Genomic DNA, 16275 nt, shown 5'->3' with positions numbered 1-16275 from the left:
GATGCAATACTCTCTTTAATTTTTTTAAATATTCTCCTTCCCCAAAAAAGGAAAGAAACTGTTTTCTTTCCTTTACGTTCTTAATGTCTAAAATGTCTCACGCCTGTGAAGACCATTGTCAAGCCATATTTGTCAGCAGCTTCGATGGATTCCTGATCACGGACCGATCCACCTGGCTGTATAATAGCCTTAATACCTGCTTTGGCGATTTCTTCCACATTATCCGCAAATGGGAAGAAGGCATCCGAAGCAAGCACAGCACCGTCAAGACGGTCTTTAGCTTGGTCAATGGCAATACGAACGGAGGCCACACGGTTGGTTTGACCTGGGCCAACACCCAGTGTCATGTGGTCGTTGGTCACGATGATACCGTTTGATTTGACGTATTTAATAGCCTTCCAAGCGAACTCAAGAGCTGTCGCTTCTGTCTCATTTGGCTGGCGTTTGGTCACCACTTGCCAGTCAGCTGGGCTTTCTTTGACCACGTCTTGGTTTTGCACCAGAAGTCCACCAACTACACCTGTGTATTCTGCTTCCACTTCACTAGCCTCTTGAGCATCAAATGGCAAGGCAAGGATACGCAAGTTTTTCTTTTTGTTGGTCAAAATGGCTAGCGCTTCATCCGTATAGCTTGGTGCAATGATGATTTCAAGGAATACACCATGCATCTTCTCAGCTGTCGCAGCATCCACCTCACGGTTAAGAACAACGATACCACCAAAGATAGACACTGGGTCAGACTCATAAGCGTAGTCCCAAGCAGTCTCGATGTCATCAGCCTGACCGATTCCACATGGGTTCATGTGTTTGAGAGCCACAACGGTTGGACGATCTTTGAAGTCACGGATGATACGAATGGCAGCGTCAGCATCACGGATATTGTTGAATGACAATTCTTTCCCGTTGAGCTGTTTCGCTGAAGCAATGGAGTAGTCAGTAGGCAAGGCTTTTTGGTAGAAATCCGCGTCTTGTTGAGGGTTCTCACCGTAACGCATAGCTTGTTTGAGATTATAGGTCAAAGTGAGCTTTTCAGGTTTGCTTTCCCCAACTTGAGCTGTGAAATACTCTGCAATCAAGGCGTCATAAGCCGCTGTGTGACGGAAAACCTTGGCTGCCAAACGTTGACGAGTTTCATAAGTTGTTTCACCATTTGCTGACAATTCGTCAAGAATCACAGCATAATCCGCTGGGTCTACAACAACTGTTACGCTAGCATGATTCTTCGCTGCTGAACGAAGCATAGATGGCCCACCGATATCGATGTTCTCAACCGCATCAGCGTACGTCACGTCTGGTTTGAGGATCGTTTCCTTGAAAGGATAAAGGTTGACCACTACAAGGTCGATAAGCTCAATTTGGTTCTCCTTGGCTGCTTCCAAGTGGCTATCCAAATCACGACGAGCGAGGAGCCCACCGTGGATATTTGGATGAAGGGTCTTAACACGACCATCCATCATCTCTGGGAAGCCCGTCACATCATCGATTGCAATGGTCTCCACCCCAGTATTGTCAAGGACAACCTTGGTCCCACCCGTCGAGATAATCTCCCAACCCAGTTTTTTGAGCTCTTGGGCCAATTCAACAATGCCCGCTTTATCTGAGACGCTGATTAAGGCGCGTTTAGTCATTATATTCTCCTTTTTAATCATTAGTTAAACACCAATTAAATGCAGTAACAGTAAAACAAGATAAGCAAAACCAAGGCTAAGCATACCTAAGATATTGACCCATTTTCTAGTCTGTGATTTGAACACTCTTATAAAAATTTGATAAATCAGTAAGCCTACACAAACACCTAGCGTATTTAAAGTCAAATCCGTGATATCTGTTATACCTATTGCTAAAATATACTGTAAGCACTCAAACAATAGACTAATCAAGAAACCTGTTCCGACTATTTTTAAACTAGATAAATTAGTTTTTATCAGAGAGAAACAAACACCTAATGGGATAAAGGAAATCAGATTAAATAACATTTCAGCAAAAACAATTTTTCCATCTACTATTAGTGGTTCTGAAAATGGAATCAAATTGATGTACCTTGGGGCTAAGAAAAATGCTATAAATTCAGGATTGGTTTCAAACTTAAATAAGATTCCCCAAGTTAATAAAATCAGATAGACATAAAATACATATCGAGTTGTTTTTTTAGATTCTAACATTACAAATACCTCCGTTTGAAGCCTTTTTCAACAAACACTGACTCCAATTTAAAATCAAAGATATCATATGAATCATCAAAAAATCAATCTGTAAATAGAGCCTTCACTACTTCTGGATACAACTTGTACTCTGCCTCATGAATCCTAGTTTCAAAACTTTCAATCGTATCATCAGCTAGTCGCGGTACACGTACTTGTTTGATAACCTTTCCTGTATCCACACCTGAATCCACCCAATGAATGGTCACGCCACTCTCAGCAACGCCAGCATTCCAAGCATCCTCAATCCCATGAGCTCCTGGAAATTCTGGCAGGTAAGCTGGATGGATATTGATGATTCGACCTTCATAAGCCGCCAATAAGGTTGGCCCAACGATTTTCATATATCCTGCTAGACAAACCAAGTCAATCTGGTGTTCTTCCAAGAGCTCAACAAGGGCTGCTTCGTAGTCTGCCTTGCTCTTAAACTCCTTGAGTTCAAAAACATAGGACAGAACGCCGAGTTTGTCTGCACGTTCGAGCACATAGGCATCACGATGGTCTGAAAAGACAAACTCTACTGGAAATTCTTCGGCAATCACCTGAAAATTTGAGCCATTACCAGAGGTAAAAACCGCTATTTTTTTCATTTGATGATGACACTTTCGTTTTCTTTCTTGACGATGCGACCAATTTCATAGACTGGTTCATCCAACAATTCCTTGACACGACCTACATTTTCAGGACTAACTGCCAACATGAGTCCCACACCCATATTGAAGATTTCAAACATTTCTTTATGTTTGATTTCACCGTATTTCTCAAGAGCTTTGAAAATCGGTAAAACTGGAACCTTGTCTTCCTCAATCTCAGCTGCTAGGTCAGCAGCAAACATACGAGGAACATTTTCGATAAAGCCACCACCTGTGATGTGGGCAATACCATTTACCAAGCCTTCCTTGATGAGTGGCAAAACAGCCTTAACATAGATACGAGTCGGCTCAAGAAGAACTTCCTTGAGTTGCTTGCCTTCCAATTCTGGCAAGATTTCCTCACCTGTGTAATCCGCAAAGACACGACGGACGAGAGAGTAACCATTTGAGTGAATCCCACTTGAAGCAAGTCCGAGAAGAACATCGCCTTCTGCCACCTTTGAACCGTCAATGATTTGAGATTTTTCAGCCACACCGACCGCAAAACCAGCCAAGTCATAGTCATCTTCGCCGTACATGCCAGGCATTTCAGCCGTTTCCCCACCAATGAGGGCAGCACCAGCCTGCACACAGCCTTCTGCAACACCAGCGACTACTTGTTCTAGTTTAGCTGGTTCATTCTTGCCAGTTGCGACGTAGTCAAGGAAATAGAGGGGCTCGGCACCTGCAGCGATGATATCATTGACACACATGGCCACACAGTCCTGACCGATGGTATCGTGCTTGTCATACTTGATAGCCAACATGAGCTTGGTTCCGATACCATCAGTCCCTGAAATCAAGACAGGTTCTTTGACACCTGTTTTTGAAAGGTCAAACATACCACCAAAACCACCAAGAGCTCCCATGACACCTGCACGCTCCGTACGAGCCACGTGCTTTTTGATTCGTTCAACAACTTCATAACCCGCTTCAACATCCACGCCCGACTGGGCGTACGCATTCTTATTTGTCATTTTTATATTTCCTTTTCTTTGAGAAGATTGCGACGTATTTTTAGATAAACAATTATTTTATCTAACAATACTAGTCAGGGCTCTAGCTTTGATCCCATAGGGGAAAGCGTCTACTGACAAATACTTTAGCTTTTAGTCAGTAGTGAGACATGAGGCATAAGCATTCTTATTTGTCATTTCTTTATTCCTTTTCTTTTATGGAGAATCTCAGTAACTCACTTGTAAAAACTAGTCTTTTCTTCCAAACTTCTACGATAGTCCTCTTCGTAGTCATAGAGAGGTGTTGGGTAGTCACCGTCAAAGTAAGCGACACATAGACCACCATTTGGCGCATCTGTTTCAATCCCAATCGAATCAATCAAACCTTCAACAGAAAGGTAAGTCAAGCTGTCAGCTCCAATGATTTGGCGCGTTTCTTCAACCGTATGATTGGCTGCAATCAGTTCCTGACGAGTCTGGATATCAATCCCATAGAAACATGGATAAGCTAGCGCTGGACTACCAATGGCAACGTGAACCTCAGTCGCACCCGCTTCTTTCAAGAGCTGAACAATACGACGAGAGGTTGTTCCACGTACAATAGAGTCATCAATCATAACCACACGCTTGTCTTTGACAACACCAGAAACAGCAGAGAGTTTCATACGCACCCCTTGCTCTCGCAATTCTTGAGTCGGCTGGATAAAGGTACGTTGGGTGTATTGGTTCTTGATAAGGCCCATTTCATTTGGCAAACCAGATTCTTCCGCAAAACCCATGGCTGCGCTGAGGGAGGAATTGGGGACACCGACCACAATATCTGCTTCATGCTTGAATTCACGCGCTAGTTGAGCCCCCATTCTCTTACGTGCCGTATGGACATTGACACCGTGGATATTAGAATCAGGGCGGGCAAAATAGATATACTCCATAGAACAGATTGCTAACTGAGTATCATCTGTATAGCTATCATACTGGATGCCCTTGTCATCAATGATCACAATCTCACCTGGCTTCAAATCACGAATCCACTCGGCACCAATGACTTCAAAAGCGCAAGTTTCAGAGGAAACAACCACCGCTCCATTAGCCATTTTCCCGATAGAAAGCGGACGGAAACCATTTGGATCAAGAGCCGCAATCAACTTGTCCTCAAACAGCAAGATATAAGCAAAGCCACCTTTGACAAGGCTGAGTGCCTCCTTGATTTTGCCCATCAGACTAGGATTGTGACTACGACGAATGAGGTGAGCCAAGATTTCTGAATCAGAAGTCGCGCTGAAAATCGCTCCTCTTTGTTCCAGTTCTTTCTTGAGAGAGGCTGCATTGGTCAGATTTCCATTATGAGCCAAACCAAACTGCATATCATGAAAACGGAAGAGGAAGGGCTGGATGTTATCTACAAAAGCTTCGCCAGCAGTCGCATAACGCACGTGCCCAATTGCACCAGTTCCTGTCAATTTATCTAAGTTAGCAGGATTTCTGAAGACTTCTGATAAAAGTCCCATGTCACGATGGCGCTTTAGTTTTCCTTGGTCATTGGATAGGATTCCTGCCCCCTCCTGACCACGGTGCTGAAGACTATGGAGACCAAAATAGGTCAATTTAGCAGCATCTGGATGTCCCCAGATACCGAAAACACCACATTCTTCATTAAGAGATTTTACTTCGTATGTCATTTTTTATACCTAATTTTCATTTGCAATCATCAAGAGATAAATCTACATGACTTTTACATTACTGATACTATCTATTAGAAAATCTGTAAGTCCTATTTTCCAGTAAAGTATTTAACCGCCGATGCGAAGAGGTGTTGATCTTTATTTCCTGGGATATTTTGGAAAAGACCGTCTTCATAACGTTCTGAGTGTCCCATCTTACCGATGATTTGACCGTTCTTGCTGGTAATTCCTTCAATGGCATGGATAGAACCATTCGGATTGTACTTAGAGTCCATACTTGGTTTGCCGTCAAAGTCAACATATTGGCTGAAAATTTGGCCATTGTCACGGAGCTCTGCAAATTCCTCAGCCGTCACGACAAACTTCCCTTCACCGTGCGAAACAGGAATAGCGTGGATATCGCCCACTTGCACCCCAGTCAACCACGGCGAGTTGGTATTGGCAATACGGGTTTCCACCATCTTGGCCACGTGTTGGTTGGCATCATTGTAGAAGAGGGTTGGGCTAGTACTGCTGGCATCCTCGAAGTTTCCGTATGGAAGAAGACCTGATTTGACCAAGGCCTGGAATCCATTACAGATACCGATAATCAAGCCACCACGAGCGATAAAGCTATCAATGGCTGCACGCACTTTTTCATTAAGAAGGATATTGACAATAAACTTAGCTGATCCATCTGGCTCGTCCGCAGCTGAGAAGCCACCTGCAAAGAAGAGAATGTCGGCCTTGTCGATATTGTCAACCATGGTTTCAACTGACTTGACAATGGCTTCTTCATTCAAGGTCACGAATGGCACCAAGTTAACCTCTGCACCTTCTTTCTCAAAGGCCTTAGCTGAGTCATATTCTGAGTTGGTTCCTGGGAAGACTGGGATATAGACCACAGGTTTTTCAACTTTTTCTTTGGCTTTAATCACAACATCTGATGCCACAGCTGGTACTTCAACCAATTCTTTGGCTTGGGCAAATTCAGTAGGGTAAACTTCTTCCAGTTTCCCTTGGAAAGCACTGTCAAGTTTGTGTCCATCTAGCTTCACACCGTTGACAACGAGTGTAAAGCCTGCGCTTGTTTGTCCAATCTTCTCCACTCCGGCGATTTCTTCAGGAGATGTGAAGACAAATCCGCCTAATTGAGCTGTCAAAGAACTTTCAAGTTCAGACAAGATCACCTCTACACCAATATGGTTCCCAAAAGTAGCAAGAGCCAAACTTTCAACCACACCACCATATTTGACAGCTGATGCAGATGTTACTTTGTGTTCAGCTTGTATAGCTTCAAATTGAGCAAAGTTAGACTTAATCAAGTCAAAATCAATCTCTGCAGCAAGAGCTTGACCTGGGATGTAGTAAATGTTTTCACCAGCAGTTTTGAACTCTGGAGAGAGGACCTTACGGCTATCTGCCGTCGTCACCCCAAAGGCTACCAAGGTTGGCGGTACGGTCAATTCTTCAAAGGTACCAGACATGGAGTCCTTACCACCGATTGATGGCAAACCAAGTTGGATTTGTGCTTCGATAGAGCCTAGAAGGGCGGCTACTGGCTGACCGAAACGCTCTGCTTGTTTATCCATGCGCTCGAAATACTCTTGATAAGAGAAACGAGCCTTAGACCAGTTTGCACCAGCAGCAACCAAACGAGCGCTTGCTTCGATAACCGCATAAGCAGCACCATGGTATGGAGACCATTCTGCTACGTAAGGGTTGAATCCTTGCGCCATAACTGAAGCCGTATGCGTTACACCATGTTGGACTGGCAATTTCTGTACAGAAGCTTCCGTTGGTGTGATTTGGTAACGACCACCGAGTGGGTGATTGACTGTTGAACGACCAACTGAGCTATCAAAGATGGTCTGCAAGCCTTTTTGACTCGCATGGTTGAGATCAGACAGAACCGCAAGGGTATCAGCTTCAAGTGTGTCAGCGCTTGTTGTGCGTTCTTCTGGAAGTTTGACATCCTTGTCCACAACCTTGGCATCAACGACTACGCGCACACCGTTTGTATCAAGGAAACGACGTTCCAAGTCGACAATCGTTTCACCATTCCAGTGCATGACTAGATTTGGTTTCTCAGTCACTTTCGCAACCACAACCGCGTCAATATTTTCTTTATTACATTCTGCAACAAAGGCATCTACGTCTTCAGGACTCACCACAACCGCCATCCGTTCTTGTGATTCAGAGATAGCAATTTCTGTACCATTCAAGCCTTGATATTTAAGAGGCACCTTGTTAAGGTCGATTTCTAGACCGTCTGCCAATTCACCGATGGCTACACAGACACCGCCTGCTCCAAAGTCATTGGACTTCTTGATGAGACGAGTGACATCGCCATTACGGAAAAGTCGTTGAATCTTGCGTTCTTCGATGGCATTTCCTTTTTGAACCTCAGCACCAGCTGTTTCCACAGACTCAACCGTTTGAACTTTAGAAGAACCTGTCGCACCACCGACACCGTCACGTCCAGTCTTACCACCGAGCAAGATAATCACATCACCAGCTTCCGGTTTTTCACGGACAACATTGCCCTTGGGAGCCGCACCAACAACTGCACCTAGCTCCATACGTTTAGCTACAAAACCTGGGTGGAAGTATTCACGAACGTAGGTCGTCGCCAGACCAATCTGGTTCCCATACGAAGAATAACCATGAGCCGCTGTCTTAGAAATGACCTGTTGTGGCAGTTTCCCAGCACGCGTTTCCGAAATCGGTGCGGTAATATCTCCAGCACCTGAGATACGCATAGCTTGATAAACATATGAGCGACCTGACAATGGGTCACGAATAGCACCACCTATACAAGTAGCCGCTCCACCAAATGGCTCAATTTCCGTTGGGTGGTTGTGAGTTTCATTCTTGAACATTAGGAGCCATGGCTCTTTCACACCATCAACATCCACTTCGATTTCTACTGAGCAAGCATTGATTTCGTCTGACACTTCCATATCGTCCAAACGACCATTAGCACGCTCATAACGACCAAAAATAGTCGCCATATCCATCAGGGTTTGTGGCTTTTCAGACCGACCTAGTTCCTCACGCATGGCAATATACTTGTCATAAGTCGCCTGTAATTGTTTTTGGAATTTGGAAGCTGAAAAGTCGATGTGTTTCAACTCTGTCTCGAAAGTCGTGTGACGGCAGTGGTCAGACCAGTAAGTATCCAAAACCTTGAGCTCTGTTTCCGTCGGCACGCGCCCTATTGACTTAAAGTAATCTTGGATAAAGAGCAAATCATCCACTTCCATTGCCATCCCTTGCTCAGCCTTGTAACGGGCAAAGTCTTCTGCCGTATAGCTTTCAAAGAAAGTTAATTTTGGAATGGTCTTGTCTGACTCTGAAAATTCCTGCTTGGCAATCCCTGTCGTGATGTCCTTGAAACGAGAATCAACCGGATTGAGCAAGTAGTTCTTGACTGCTTCTAACTCCGTCGCGTCAATATCTTTATTGACCAAGTAAAGTTGGGCTGTATTGACCGTTACATCACTAGAACTTCCCAGCAAAAGCAAGGCTTCTTGCGAAGAAGCCGCACGCTGGTCAAACTGCCCTGGCAAGCTTTCAATAGCAAAGAAAGCATAGTTAGCAAGATCCGCCTGCACAGCCGCTTCATCCAAGACATGGTCTGTCACCTGCTCAGAGAAAATATGTTTTTCTGCTCGCGCAAATAGGTCATCTGCCAAATCAAAGACATCATAAACCTGCACAATGCGAATATTTTTCAAGGTAGACAAACTCAAATTATACTGAAGTTCTCTCACCAAACTTTCTGATTTAATCTGAAAATCAGCCTTTTTCTCAACAAAAATACGTTTATTCATTCGTTCTTATTCCTCTATTTTAGCTCTTGCAATGTTTCCAAACGACTTTGAGGTTGTTATTTCAATTCCTGCAACTTTTCCCAAACAATCTCGTAAACGTCTGTTAGTTCTCCCAATCCCCTACGGAAAACATCCTTATCCATGTGGTTGCCATCCGCATCCCACAAACGGCAATTATCTGGTGAAAATTCGTCTGCCAAGATAATCTTACCATCCTTATCAAAACCGAACTCTAGCTTAAAGTCAATCAACTTGAGGTCAATCTCAGCAAACCAGACCTTCAAAAGTTCATTGATACGACGGGTTTCTTCCTTCAAGTAGGCGATTTGCTGTTCATCCGCAATCTGTAGGAATTTCACATGCTCATCATTGATAAATGGATCATCTAAATCATCGTTTTTATAATAAAACTCAACAATCGGAGTCTCTAATGCAATACCTTCATCTACACCAAAACGTTTTGAAAAGGAACCCGCTGTATAGTTGCGAAGCACGACTTCCAAAGGAATAATCTCAACCTTTTTATTGAGTTGTTCCGTATCTGAAAGTTTCTCCACAAAGTGAGTCGCTACACCAGCCGCATTTAATTTCTCAAAAATAAAAGATGAAATCTGATTATTCAACACTCCCTTACCCGCAATCTGCTCCTTCTTAACACCATTGAAAGCAGTCGCCTGGTCCTTGTAAGTTGAAATAATAAGATTTTCATCCTCAGTTGTATAGATATCTTTAGCTTTTCCCGAATAGATCAATTGTTTTGACATTTTAAAGTTCGCCTTTCGTATTACTTGAGCACATTCTACCACAAAAAAACTAAAATTACAAGAATTTAACCGAATAAATAGAATAAGCATCTCAAAAAACGTAAAGAAAAAACTGCAAGAAGCATCTTTCTCACAGTTTTAAAATCATTTAATACTCTTCGAAAATCAAATTCAAACCGCGTCAACGTCGCCTTGCCGTACTCAAGTACAACCTGCGGCTAGTTTTCTAGTTTGCTCTTTGATTTTCATTGAGTATAACTCTAAAAACACGAACATTACTCTTTGTTCAAAAATTGATCCAAATAATAACGTAGATAACTTTTCTTGCCTGTAATCATCTGTAGGCGACCTTCCATCCCGTACCGAAGTTTTTCTGCCTGCTCAGCAGTCAGATCGGTCTCAGCCTCGATTTTAAAGAAATTCCCTTTCTCAGTCTTAGTAGCTGTCGCATCAATACTTGTAATCGTAGAATCCAGGAAAACTTGATTCTTGGCATCATGAGTCGTAGTATAGCGAACAGAATCACCGACCTTGATCCTTGCTACATCCTTTGAACTTAGATAAGCTGTAAGTTTGGCTTTCCCTTCTTTTTCCAAGGACGGATAGACTTGGGCTAGTAGGGCACCTTCTGCTACCATGCTAGAATCACTGGTCTCAGGATTAATGTGAAGCACCCCATCCTCACTAGCCGTAATTTTCCCCTTGTCTAGAAGACTTCCCTGTACCTTCTTACCTGACTCTGCCTCCAAAATTTTCTGATCTAGAAGGGTCAGTTCCTGACCAACCTTAGCCAAGTGTTGTGATTTGAGGGATTCCAATTGACTGCTTAAACCAGACGCATAGGCTTGCTGGGTACCTGAACCTGCATACTGGACACGGTAAGTAGCAAGACTAGATTCTAACTGAGAAAGCTGCGCTTCAACCTGCGCAACTGCCTGGGATTTAGCTTGGGGCTTTTCCTCACCCTGAGACTTGTAGGACTGGTAGAGAGAGTAGGCTAGATTCTGATTGCCCAAGGAAGCACCTGTTTCAATAGCTGACTTAGCTGTCTGGTAATCGCGAATTTTAGCCTCTGTTTGGCTGATGAGGTTACCGATTTCGGCTTGGGTTTGACTAGCTGCTGCATTCTGAGACGCGATGGTTTCGTTTTGTTGCGATGTACTAGCCCTAAGACTGCCCGCTTGGCTGATGTAGTCGCGAAAGGTGGCTTGGTAACCAAATTTATCCTCCTCTGGAAAGTGGTTCTCCCCTTCTTGCAGACTCTTTTGCAAATACTCCAATTGCTTTTTTTGATCCTTGAGCATGTCCAACTGACTGGCATAGGACTCTACTTGAACACCCTCTGCCCCTTCCTGATATTGAACCAGAAGATCTCCCTTTTTAACCAGCTTATTTTCTTCCAAATGATTAACAAGAATACGATTGTTGCTAGTAGACTGGATACTTGCAAGGATTCGACTAGGCTCAACAGTCGCTCTAGTGGACAAACTCATCTCCTTCTCTGCAAATGTTGCAAAACCAAGCAAAAACACGAGCAGAAGGGACATGGGGACAATCACCCGACTGGAAAAATTATGGTAACGACGATTATAAAACTCCGCACTTTCTAAAAATTCTGGTTTCATCCTCTCCTCTTTCTAGCTATTCACCAAATGGGCGTAAAATCCACCCTGTTCAAGCAAATCAGCATGCTTTCCTTCTTCAACAATTTTGCCCTGATCCAAGACAACAACCTTCTCTGTCCGCTCAGCAATAGTCAAACGGTGGGCGATGAAAATCAAGGTCTTGTCTAAAGCCATGAGATTATCTACGATCCGCTTCTCTGTCAAAATATCCAAACTGCTGGTCGCCTCATCCAAAATCAAGACTGGCGCATCTGTCAAGAGAGCACGCGCCAGAGCGATTCTCTGACGTTGACCACCTGAGATTCCTGCCCCATCCGAAGTCAATTCTGTCTGGTAATTCAGTGGCATGCGCTCAATATCCTCCCGAATCTCTGCCAATTCGACCGCCCGTAAGATATCCTCCTGGGTCGTCCCCTCCTTGGCTCCCAAAAGAAGATTCTCCAAAATCGTTCCGTTAAAGACATAGGGCTGTTGAGGTAGATAGTTGATATACTGGCGCAAGGCTTTTTTATCAATCTGATTAAGATTGACACCACCCAGACTAATCTCTCCCTGACTTGGATCATAAAAATTAACCATCATCTTGGCCAAGGTCGTCTTGCCTGACCCCGAAATCCCCACAAAAGCCACCTTAGAACCTTGGGGAATGGTCAAATTGATATCCGACAAGACATCTCGACCATAGCCATACTTGTAGGAAACCTGCTTGAAGTCCATATCTCCCTTCATCAAGCTCAAATCCTCAACTGTTTTCTTCTCCTCAAACTCAGAAGCTACCAGATACACTTCATTTAGACGATTATTGGCAACCTGCGCTGTCTGAAGCTTAGTTTGCAGGTTGATGATGTTTTCCAAAGGATTGGTAAAGTAAACCAGCAAGGTATTATAGGTAATCAACTGCCCCAAACTCATCTTGCCATCCATGACCAGAACAGCCCCCATCCAGAGAATGCCGACATTGAGCAAGAGATGGGCAACTTTTTTCAGAGCCTTTTGCTGACTCTCTGCCCGACTATAGGTAAAGGATTTTTTCAGATAATCCACAAATTCCTTGTCAATCTTTTGGTAACGCTGACTTTCACTGGTCAAAGACTTGATAGTCTCAATACCATTGATGTCCTCAATGATAGAAGAAGACAGAACCGCATTGGCTTCCATGGTATCCCGATTCATCTTTTCAAACGGCTTCATAAAGGCAAAGATAATCACTGTATAGATGGGAAATGCCAATAAAGTCATGAAAAAGAGATTGGTATTTTGTGAAAATAAAACAAGGGAAATAATGACAACCGTTGACACATCTAGGAAAATCGAAAGAATGGTCGAAGCCAGCGCATCGATGATACTGTTAGCATCCGTGAAACGAGACACGATTTCCCCTGTTCTGCGTGTCGCAAAGAAGGACATGGGCAAGTGAAAAACATGCTTGATATAGGACAAAATCACATCAATCGACAAGCGTTGCCCCAAAACAAGTAAGAGATACTCCTGAGCGTAAGACAAGACCTGCTGGAGAATATAAACGATGACCAGCCCAATAGAAATAATCCCCAACGTCGAACGCATCTGATCTGGCACATAGGTATCAATGATAGACTGCAGATAATAAGAACCCACAATGTTAATCAAGGTGACCAAGAGTGTTGCCAAAACGATATTAGCAATCAAGCCACGCTGCTTTACTAATATAGGGATAAAAGAGAGCAGACCATTCTTTTGATCCTTATGAGGCTTGTAGTCTGGACTAGGTGCCATAAAAAGAGTCACTCCTGTCCATTCTTCCGCAAAACGCTCACGTGGCAGTTTGGTCAATTTCACTCCAGGATCTGGATCGGCAATATGAATGCTATCCTTATCCTGCCCAGTCACCACATAGTAGTGGAGCAATTTCCCTTCCTTAAGTACATGAGTAACAAAAGGAAAGGTCAAATCTGGCAAGTCAAAGAGCGTCATATCCGCCTTAATCGCTCGCGTCTCAAAACCAATCTCCTCTGCCACCTTGACCAAGCCCAAAGCCGTCGTCCCATCCATGGTCGTCTTAGCCAATTCTCGCAAGTGAGCTAAAGAATAGTAACTACCATAGTAGCCAAAGACCATAGCTAATGAAGCTACACCGCAGTCCATCTGATCCACTTGCGGACGATAGTGACGTTTCCCAAATTTCATATTCATCTCCTTTTTCCTAAACTCATCTGATAATACCTATCTTACCCCAATCCCCAAACAAAAACTGGACTTCCTCCCCAAATGCGCCTATCTCCCTCCCAACTGCACTTTTCGGATAAAAAAAATAGGCAGAACAAACGTCCTACCTACTAAAAATATGCTATTGAAAGGAAAATGATTTTTTTCTGACACCCTAGGCAAGCTTGGGACAAATAAATCATTGATAGCAACATTGTGACATCCTATTTAAAGTTACTTCAATTTCCAATGTCCCCGTTATTTCTAAGCCACCTCTGGTATGATCTATTTCTAGTCAGAATAGATAACACCGTTCTAAATTACGATTCATAGTTACTCCTTTTTTGATTCGTTACCACAAGACACCTATTCCCTATAGAGCGTCTACTGCTTTAAATCTATCTATTCTTTTTTTCTTTACTTCTGTATAAAAGAATGAAGACCATCATAAATAATGCAATCGTGGGTATATTAAAATTATCAAACCAAGTAGGTAAAGATACTTTATTTATGTCAGCCACTAATCTGATGATTATATAAGACATTGAACTAAGTAATACCATGATTTCAGGCAAAACCTTCAATATTGATTTAACGAATTTCATATTAAACTCCAATGTGATGCATTCTTAGATTCTACCCTAACCATTTTCAGAGCAGACTAACAAGTCATTCTTAGCTGCTTACTCTACTTGCTTTTTATTGACCTTATATCCTAGATAAAAGAGCCCAAATAAAACAGGGTAAATTTCTGGATAAAATAGGGTATTGATCGGATTTTTCAAAATCAAATACGTTGCGATGTAGATTATGAGCGATACGATAAAATAACCCTCAGCAAAACCTAATAAAAATGTTTTCATAAGAAACTCCTAATTACCTGACAAGAATAGCGGAAAAACGCTGCCATTCACATACACAAAATCCTTTTGATTCATGTTTTTCATTTATGATCTTGATTATTTTTTGACAAATCTTTGTAAAAAATACCAAAATATGCTGAGAAAAACAAACCAACCAAAGTCCATTGCCAATTAAAGGATACTAATGAACCTGTACGAATCACATGAAGTGCGACATTAAGAGTTATTCCCAACAAAGGACATATCGTGGCTAGTTTAGGTAACAATGTATTGAGATTAAGGTTGCGACTGCTCATTATCTAACGCCCACGACGAGCCAAATCTGAACCAAATGTGTAACCAGCCCCAAATGCGCCAAATGCAATAGCACTTAGGCCAAATATAATCGAAATAGGTTCAATTCCTCCTTCAATTACTTGCAAATCTTTCTCATCAACTACTTGAAATTTATCCATTCTTTTCTCCTTTACTTCTATATAATAAAATGAATACCATTAAAAACAATGAAATTGTTGGTATATTAAAATTATCAAACCATGTAGGTAAGGGTAGCTTATTCACATCAGCTACCAACCTGATAATTGTATAAGATATTGAACTAAGTAATACCATAAGCTCAGGCCAAATCTTCAACATTAATTTAACAAATTTCATATATATCTACAAAATTATGATCGATTAGCATAATATCCTGCAGCTATGCCTGCACCTGCTGAAGCTGTAGCAAGCGCAGCTACACCTCCAATTAATTTCCAACTAATAACTACACCACCAATAATAATTGGTGCAATTCCCCCATCTACATCCATCAACTCTTCTTCTGTAAGAGCTACAAAGTTCTGTTCCATTTTGTCAAAATTTGTCATCTTTTTTCTCCTCAATTTGTATATGTTTAATGTTTATACTCTAAGCCACTTAAATAGCCAGATTGGATAAATAACTGAAATAAGCATTTCTAATCTCCTTCCTTTTCTTTCTTACTTATTTATTCGAAAAAGAATTCGAAAATGTACAACTAAATTAAATTTTATTTGAAAAATAATTTAGTAAACCATGGATAGAAAATTGGTAGATACATGAAGCAAACTCCTTTCTGTTTCCTCTTACTTATCTATTCGAAAAAAATTTCAAAAATGTACAACTAAATTAAATTTTATTTAAAAAATAATTTAATGAACTACGGATAAAAACCAGTCACATACATAAAACTCCTCCTTTTTCTTTCTTATCTATTTGTAATTCCCACTAAAAGTTCTAAATTTTTTATTTTTCCTGACAATAAAAAAGCAACACGACTTGCATGTTGCTTCTTGCTATTCTTTACTTTTGACGACTTCTACCACATCGCCTACACTTTGGAGTTGGTCAATTTCTTCATCGCTGATTTCGATATTAAATTCATCCTCCAGCGTCAAGATAAACTCCATCAAGTCGACTGAGTCCGCATCCAAATCGTCTTTCAGACTCAAGGATTCTGTTACGACAAAGTCCTCTCCCTGTCGCTCTTGGATAATGGTCACAATACGGTCAAAAATTTCTTTTTCTGTCATCTC

At 42.1% G+C, this 16275-nt stretch carries 15 protein-coding genes; all 15 read right to left on the bottom strand.

What is annotated here, in order from left to right:
* Window positions 1-80: 80 nt before the first annotated feature.
* Window positions 81-1628 carry a bifunctional phosphoribosylaminoimidazolecarboxamide formyltransferase/inosine monophosphate cyclohydrolase gene (locus tag AXK38_00520; protein AMH87879.1) on the bottom strand — a complete coding sequence of 516 codons (1548 nt, stop codon included), beginning with the start codon at window positions 1626-1628 and terminating at the stop codon, window positions 81-83.
* Between the two features lie 24 nt (window positions 1629-1652).
* The gene (locus AXK38_00515; GenBank protein ID AMH87878.1) at window positions 1653-2162 is read right to left on the bottom strand and encodes a teicoplanin resistance protein VanZ; all 510 of its coding nucleotides are present in this window, start codon (window positions 2160-2162) and stop codon (window positions 1653-1655) included.
* An 83-nt stretch (window positions 2163-2245) separates the two neighbouring features.
* Window positions 2246-2791 (bottom strand): phosphoribosylglycinamide formyltransferase, encoded by a 546-nt coding sequence (locus AXK38_00510; protein AMH87877.1) that lies wholly within the window; start codon window positions 2789-2791, stop codon window positions 2246-2248.
* Window positions 2788-3810, bottom strand: coding sequence for a phosphoribosylaminoimidazole synthetase (locus tag AXK38_00505; protein ID AMH87876.1), 1023 nt, complete (start codon window positions 3808-3810; stop codon window positions 2788-2790). Before AXK38_00505 ends, AXK38_00510 begins: the two co-directional genes overlap by 4 nt.
* Window positions 3811-4025: 215 nt before the next feature.
* Complete coding sequence (locus AXK38_00500) at window positions 4026-5468, bottom strand: amidophosphoribosyltransferase (protein AMH87875.1); 1443 nt, start codon at window positions 5466-5468, stop codon at window positions 4026-4028.
* A gap of 92 nt (window positions 5469-5560) precedes the next feature.
* Window positions 5561-9286, bottom strand: a complete 3726-nt coding sequence (locus AXK38_00495; protein ID AMH87874.1) for a phosphoribosylformylglycinamidine synthase — start codon at window positions 9284-9286, stop codon at window positions 5561-5563.
* A gap of 56 nt (window positions 9287-9342) precedes the next feature.
* Entirely contained in the window at window positions 9343-10050 is a 708-nt protein-coding gene (locus AXK38_00490; protein ID AMH87873.1) for a phosphoribosylaminoimidazolesuccinocarboxamide synthase, read from the bottom strand.
* Window positions 10051-10325: 275 nt separating this feature from the next.
* On the bottom strand, window positions 10326-11675 hold the full coding sequence (locus AXK38_00485) for a competence protein ComB (GenBank protein AMH87872.1): 1350 nt from the start codon (window positions 11673-11675) through the stop codon (window positions 10326-10328).
* Window positions 11676-11687: 12 nt separating this feature from the next.
* The gene (locus tag AXK38_00480; protein AMH87871.1) at window positions 11688-13841 is read right to left on the bottom strand and encodes a peptide ABC transporter ATP-binding protein; all 2154 of its coding nucleotides are present in this window, start codon (window positions 13839-13841) and stop codon (window positions 11688-11690) included.
* 416 nt (window positions 13842-14257) lie between these two features.
* On the bottom strand, window positions 14258-14464 hold the full coding sequence (locus AXK38_00475; GenBank protein AMH87870.1) for a bacteriocin immunity protein: 207 nt from the start codon (window positions 14462-14464) through the stop codon (window positions 14258-14260).
* 78 nt (window positions 14465-14542) lie between these two features.
* Window positions 14543-14722, bottom strand: coding sequence for a hypothetical protein (locus tag AXK38_00470; protein AMH87869.1), 180 nt, complete (start codon window positions 14720-14722; stop codon window positions 14543-14545).
* Window positions 14723-15021: 299 nt separating this feature from the next.
* Window positions 15022-15177 carry a bacteriocin gene (locus tag AXK38_00465; protein AMH87868.1) on the bottom strand — a complete coding sequence of 52 codons (156 nt, stop codon included), beginning with the start codon at window positions 15175-15177 and terminating at the stop codon, window positions 15022-15024.
* Window positions 15170-15376: a bacteriocin immunity protein gene (locus AXK38_00460; GenBank protein AMH87867.1), complete on the bottom strand. Its 207-nt coding sequence runs from the start codon at window positions 15374-15376 to the stop codon at window positions 15170-15172. The genes AXK38_00465 and AXK38_00460 overlap by 8 nt, the downstream gene beginning before the upstream one ends.
* A 14-nt stretch (window positions 15377-15390) precedes the next feature.
* Window positions 15391-15588, bottom strand: coding sequence for a bacteriocin (locus tag AXK38_00455; GenBank protein ID AMH87866.1), 198 nt, complete (start codon window positions 15586-15588; stop codon window positions 15391-15393).
* A 447-nt stretch (window positions 15589-16035) separates the two neighbouring features.
* A complete protein-coding gene (locus tag AXK38_00450; GenBank protein AMH87865.1) occupies window positions 16036-16272 on the bottom strand; it encodes an acyl carrier protein in 237 nt (78 codons plus the stop codon).
* Window positions 16273-16275: the final 3 nt, after the last annotated feature.

Source organism: Streptococcus mitis, assembly GCA_001560895.1.
GTDB classification, from domain to species: Bacteria; Bacillota; Bacilli; order Lactobacillales; family Streptococcaceae; genus Streptococcus; species Streptococcus mitis_Q.
Note: the sequence above shows the minus strand (reverse complement) of the source record. Positions and strands in the feature narration are given on the sequence as shown.

What these genes read in the sequence shown, in the direction of transcription:
- AXK38_00505 (AMH87876.1), bottom strand. Translation starts at nt 3,810, where the DNA reads ATGACAAATAAGAATGCGTACGCCCAGTCGGGCGTGGATGTTGAAGCG.
- AXK38_00455 (AMH87866.1), bottom strand. Translation starts at nt 15,588, where the DNA reads ATGACAAATTTTGACAAAATGGAACAGAACTTTGTAGCTCTTACAGAA.
- AXK38_00520 (AMH87879.1), bottom strand. Translation starts at nt 1,628, where the DNA reads ATGACTAAACGCGCCTTAATCAGCGTCTCAGATAAAGCGGGCATTGTT.
- AXK38_00500 (AMH87875.1), bottom strand. Translation starts at nt 5,468, where the DNA reads ATGACATACGAAGTAAAATCTCTTAATGAAGAATGTGGTGTTTTCGGT.
- AXK38_00510 (AMH87877.1), bottom strand. Translation starts at nt 2,791, where the DNA reads ATGAAAAAAATAGCGGTTTTTACCTCTGGTAATGGCTCAAATTTTCAG.
- AXK38_00490 (AMH87873.1), bottom strand. Translation starts at nt 10,050, where the DNA reads ATGTCAAAACAATTGATCTATTCGGGAAAAGCTAAAGATATCTATACA.
- AXK38_00465 (AMH87868.1), bottom strand. Translation starts at nt 15,177, where the DNA reads ATGGATAAATTTCAAGTAGTTGATGAGAAAGATTTGCAAGTAATTGAA.
- AXK38_00485 (AMH87872.1), bottom strand. Translation starts at nt 11,675, where the DNA reads ATGAAACCAGAATTTTTAGAAAGTGCGGAGTTTTATAATCGTCGTTAC.
- AXK38_00450 (AMH87865.1), bottom strand. Translation starts at nt 16,272, where the DNA reads ATGACAGAAAAAGAAATTTTTGACCGTATTGTGACCATTATCCAAGAG.
- AXK38_00515 (AMH87878.1), bottom strand. Translation starts at nt 2,162, where the DNA reads ATGTTAGAATCTAAAAAAACAACTCGATATGTATTTTATGTCTATCTG.
- AXK38_00470 (AMH87869.1), bottom strand. Translation starts at nt 14,722, where the DNA reads ATGAAAACATTTTTATTAGGTTTTGCTGAGGGTTATTTTATCGTATCG.
- AXK38_00475 (AMH87870.1), bottom strand. Translation starts at nt 14,464, where the DNA reads ATGAAATTCGTTAAATCAATATTGAAGGTTTTGCCTGAAATCATGGTA.
- AXK38_00460 (AMH87867.1), bottom strand. Translation starts at nt 15,376, where the DNA reads ATGAAATTTGTTAAATTAATGTTGAAGATTTGGCCTGAGCTTATGGTA.
- AXK38_00480 (AMH87871.1), bottom strand. Translation starts at nt 13,841, where the DNA reads ATGAAATTTGGGAAACGTCACTATCGTCCGCAAGTGGATCAGATGGAC.
- AXK38_00495 (AMH87874.1), bottom strand. Translation starts at nt 9,286, where the DNA reads ATGAATAAACGTATTTTTGTTGAGAAAAAGGCTGATTTTCAGATTAAA.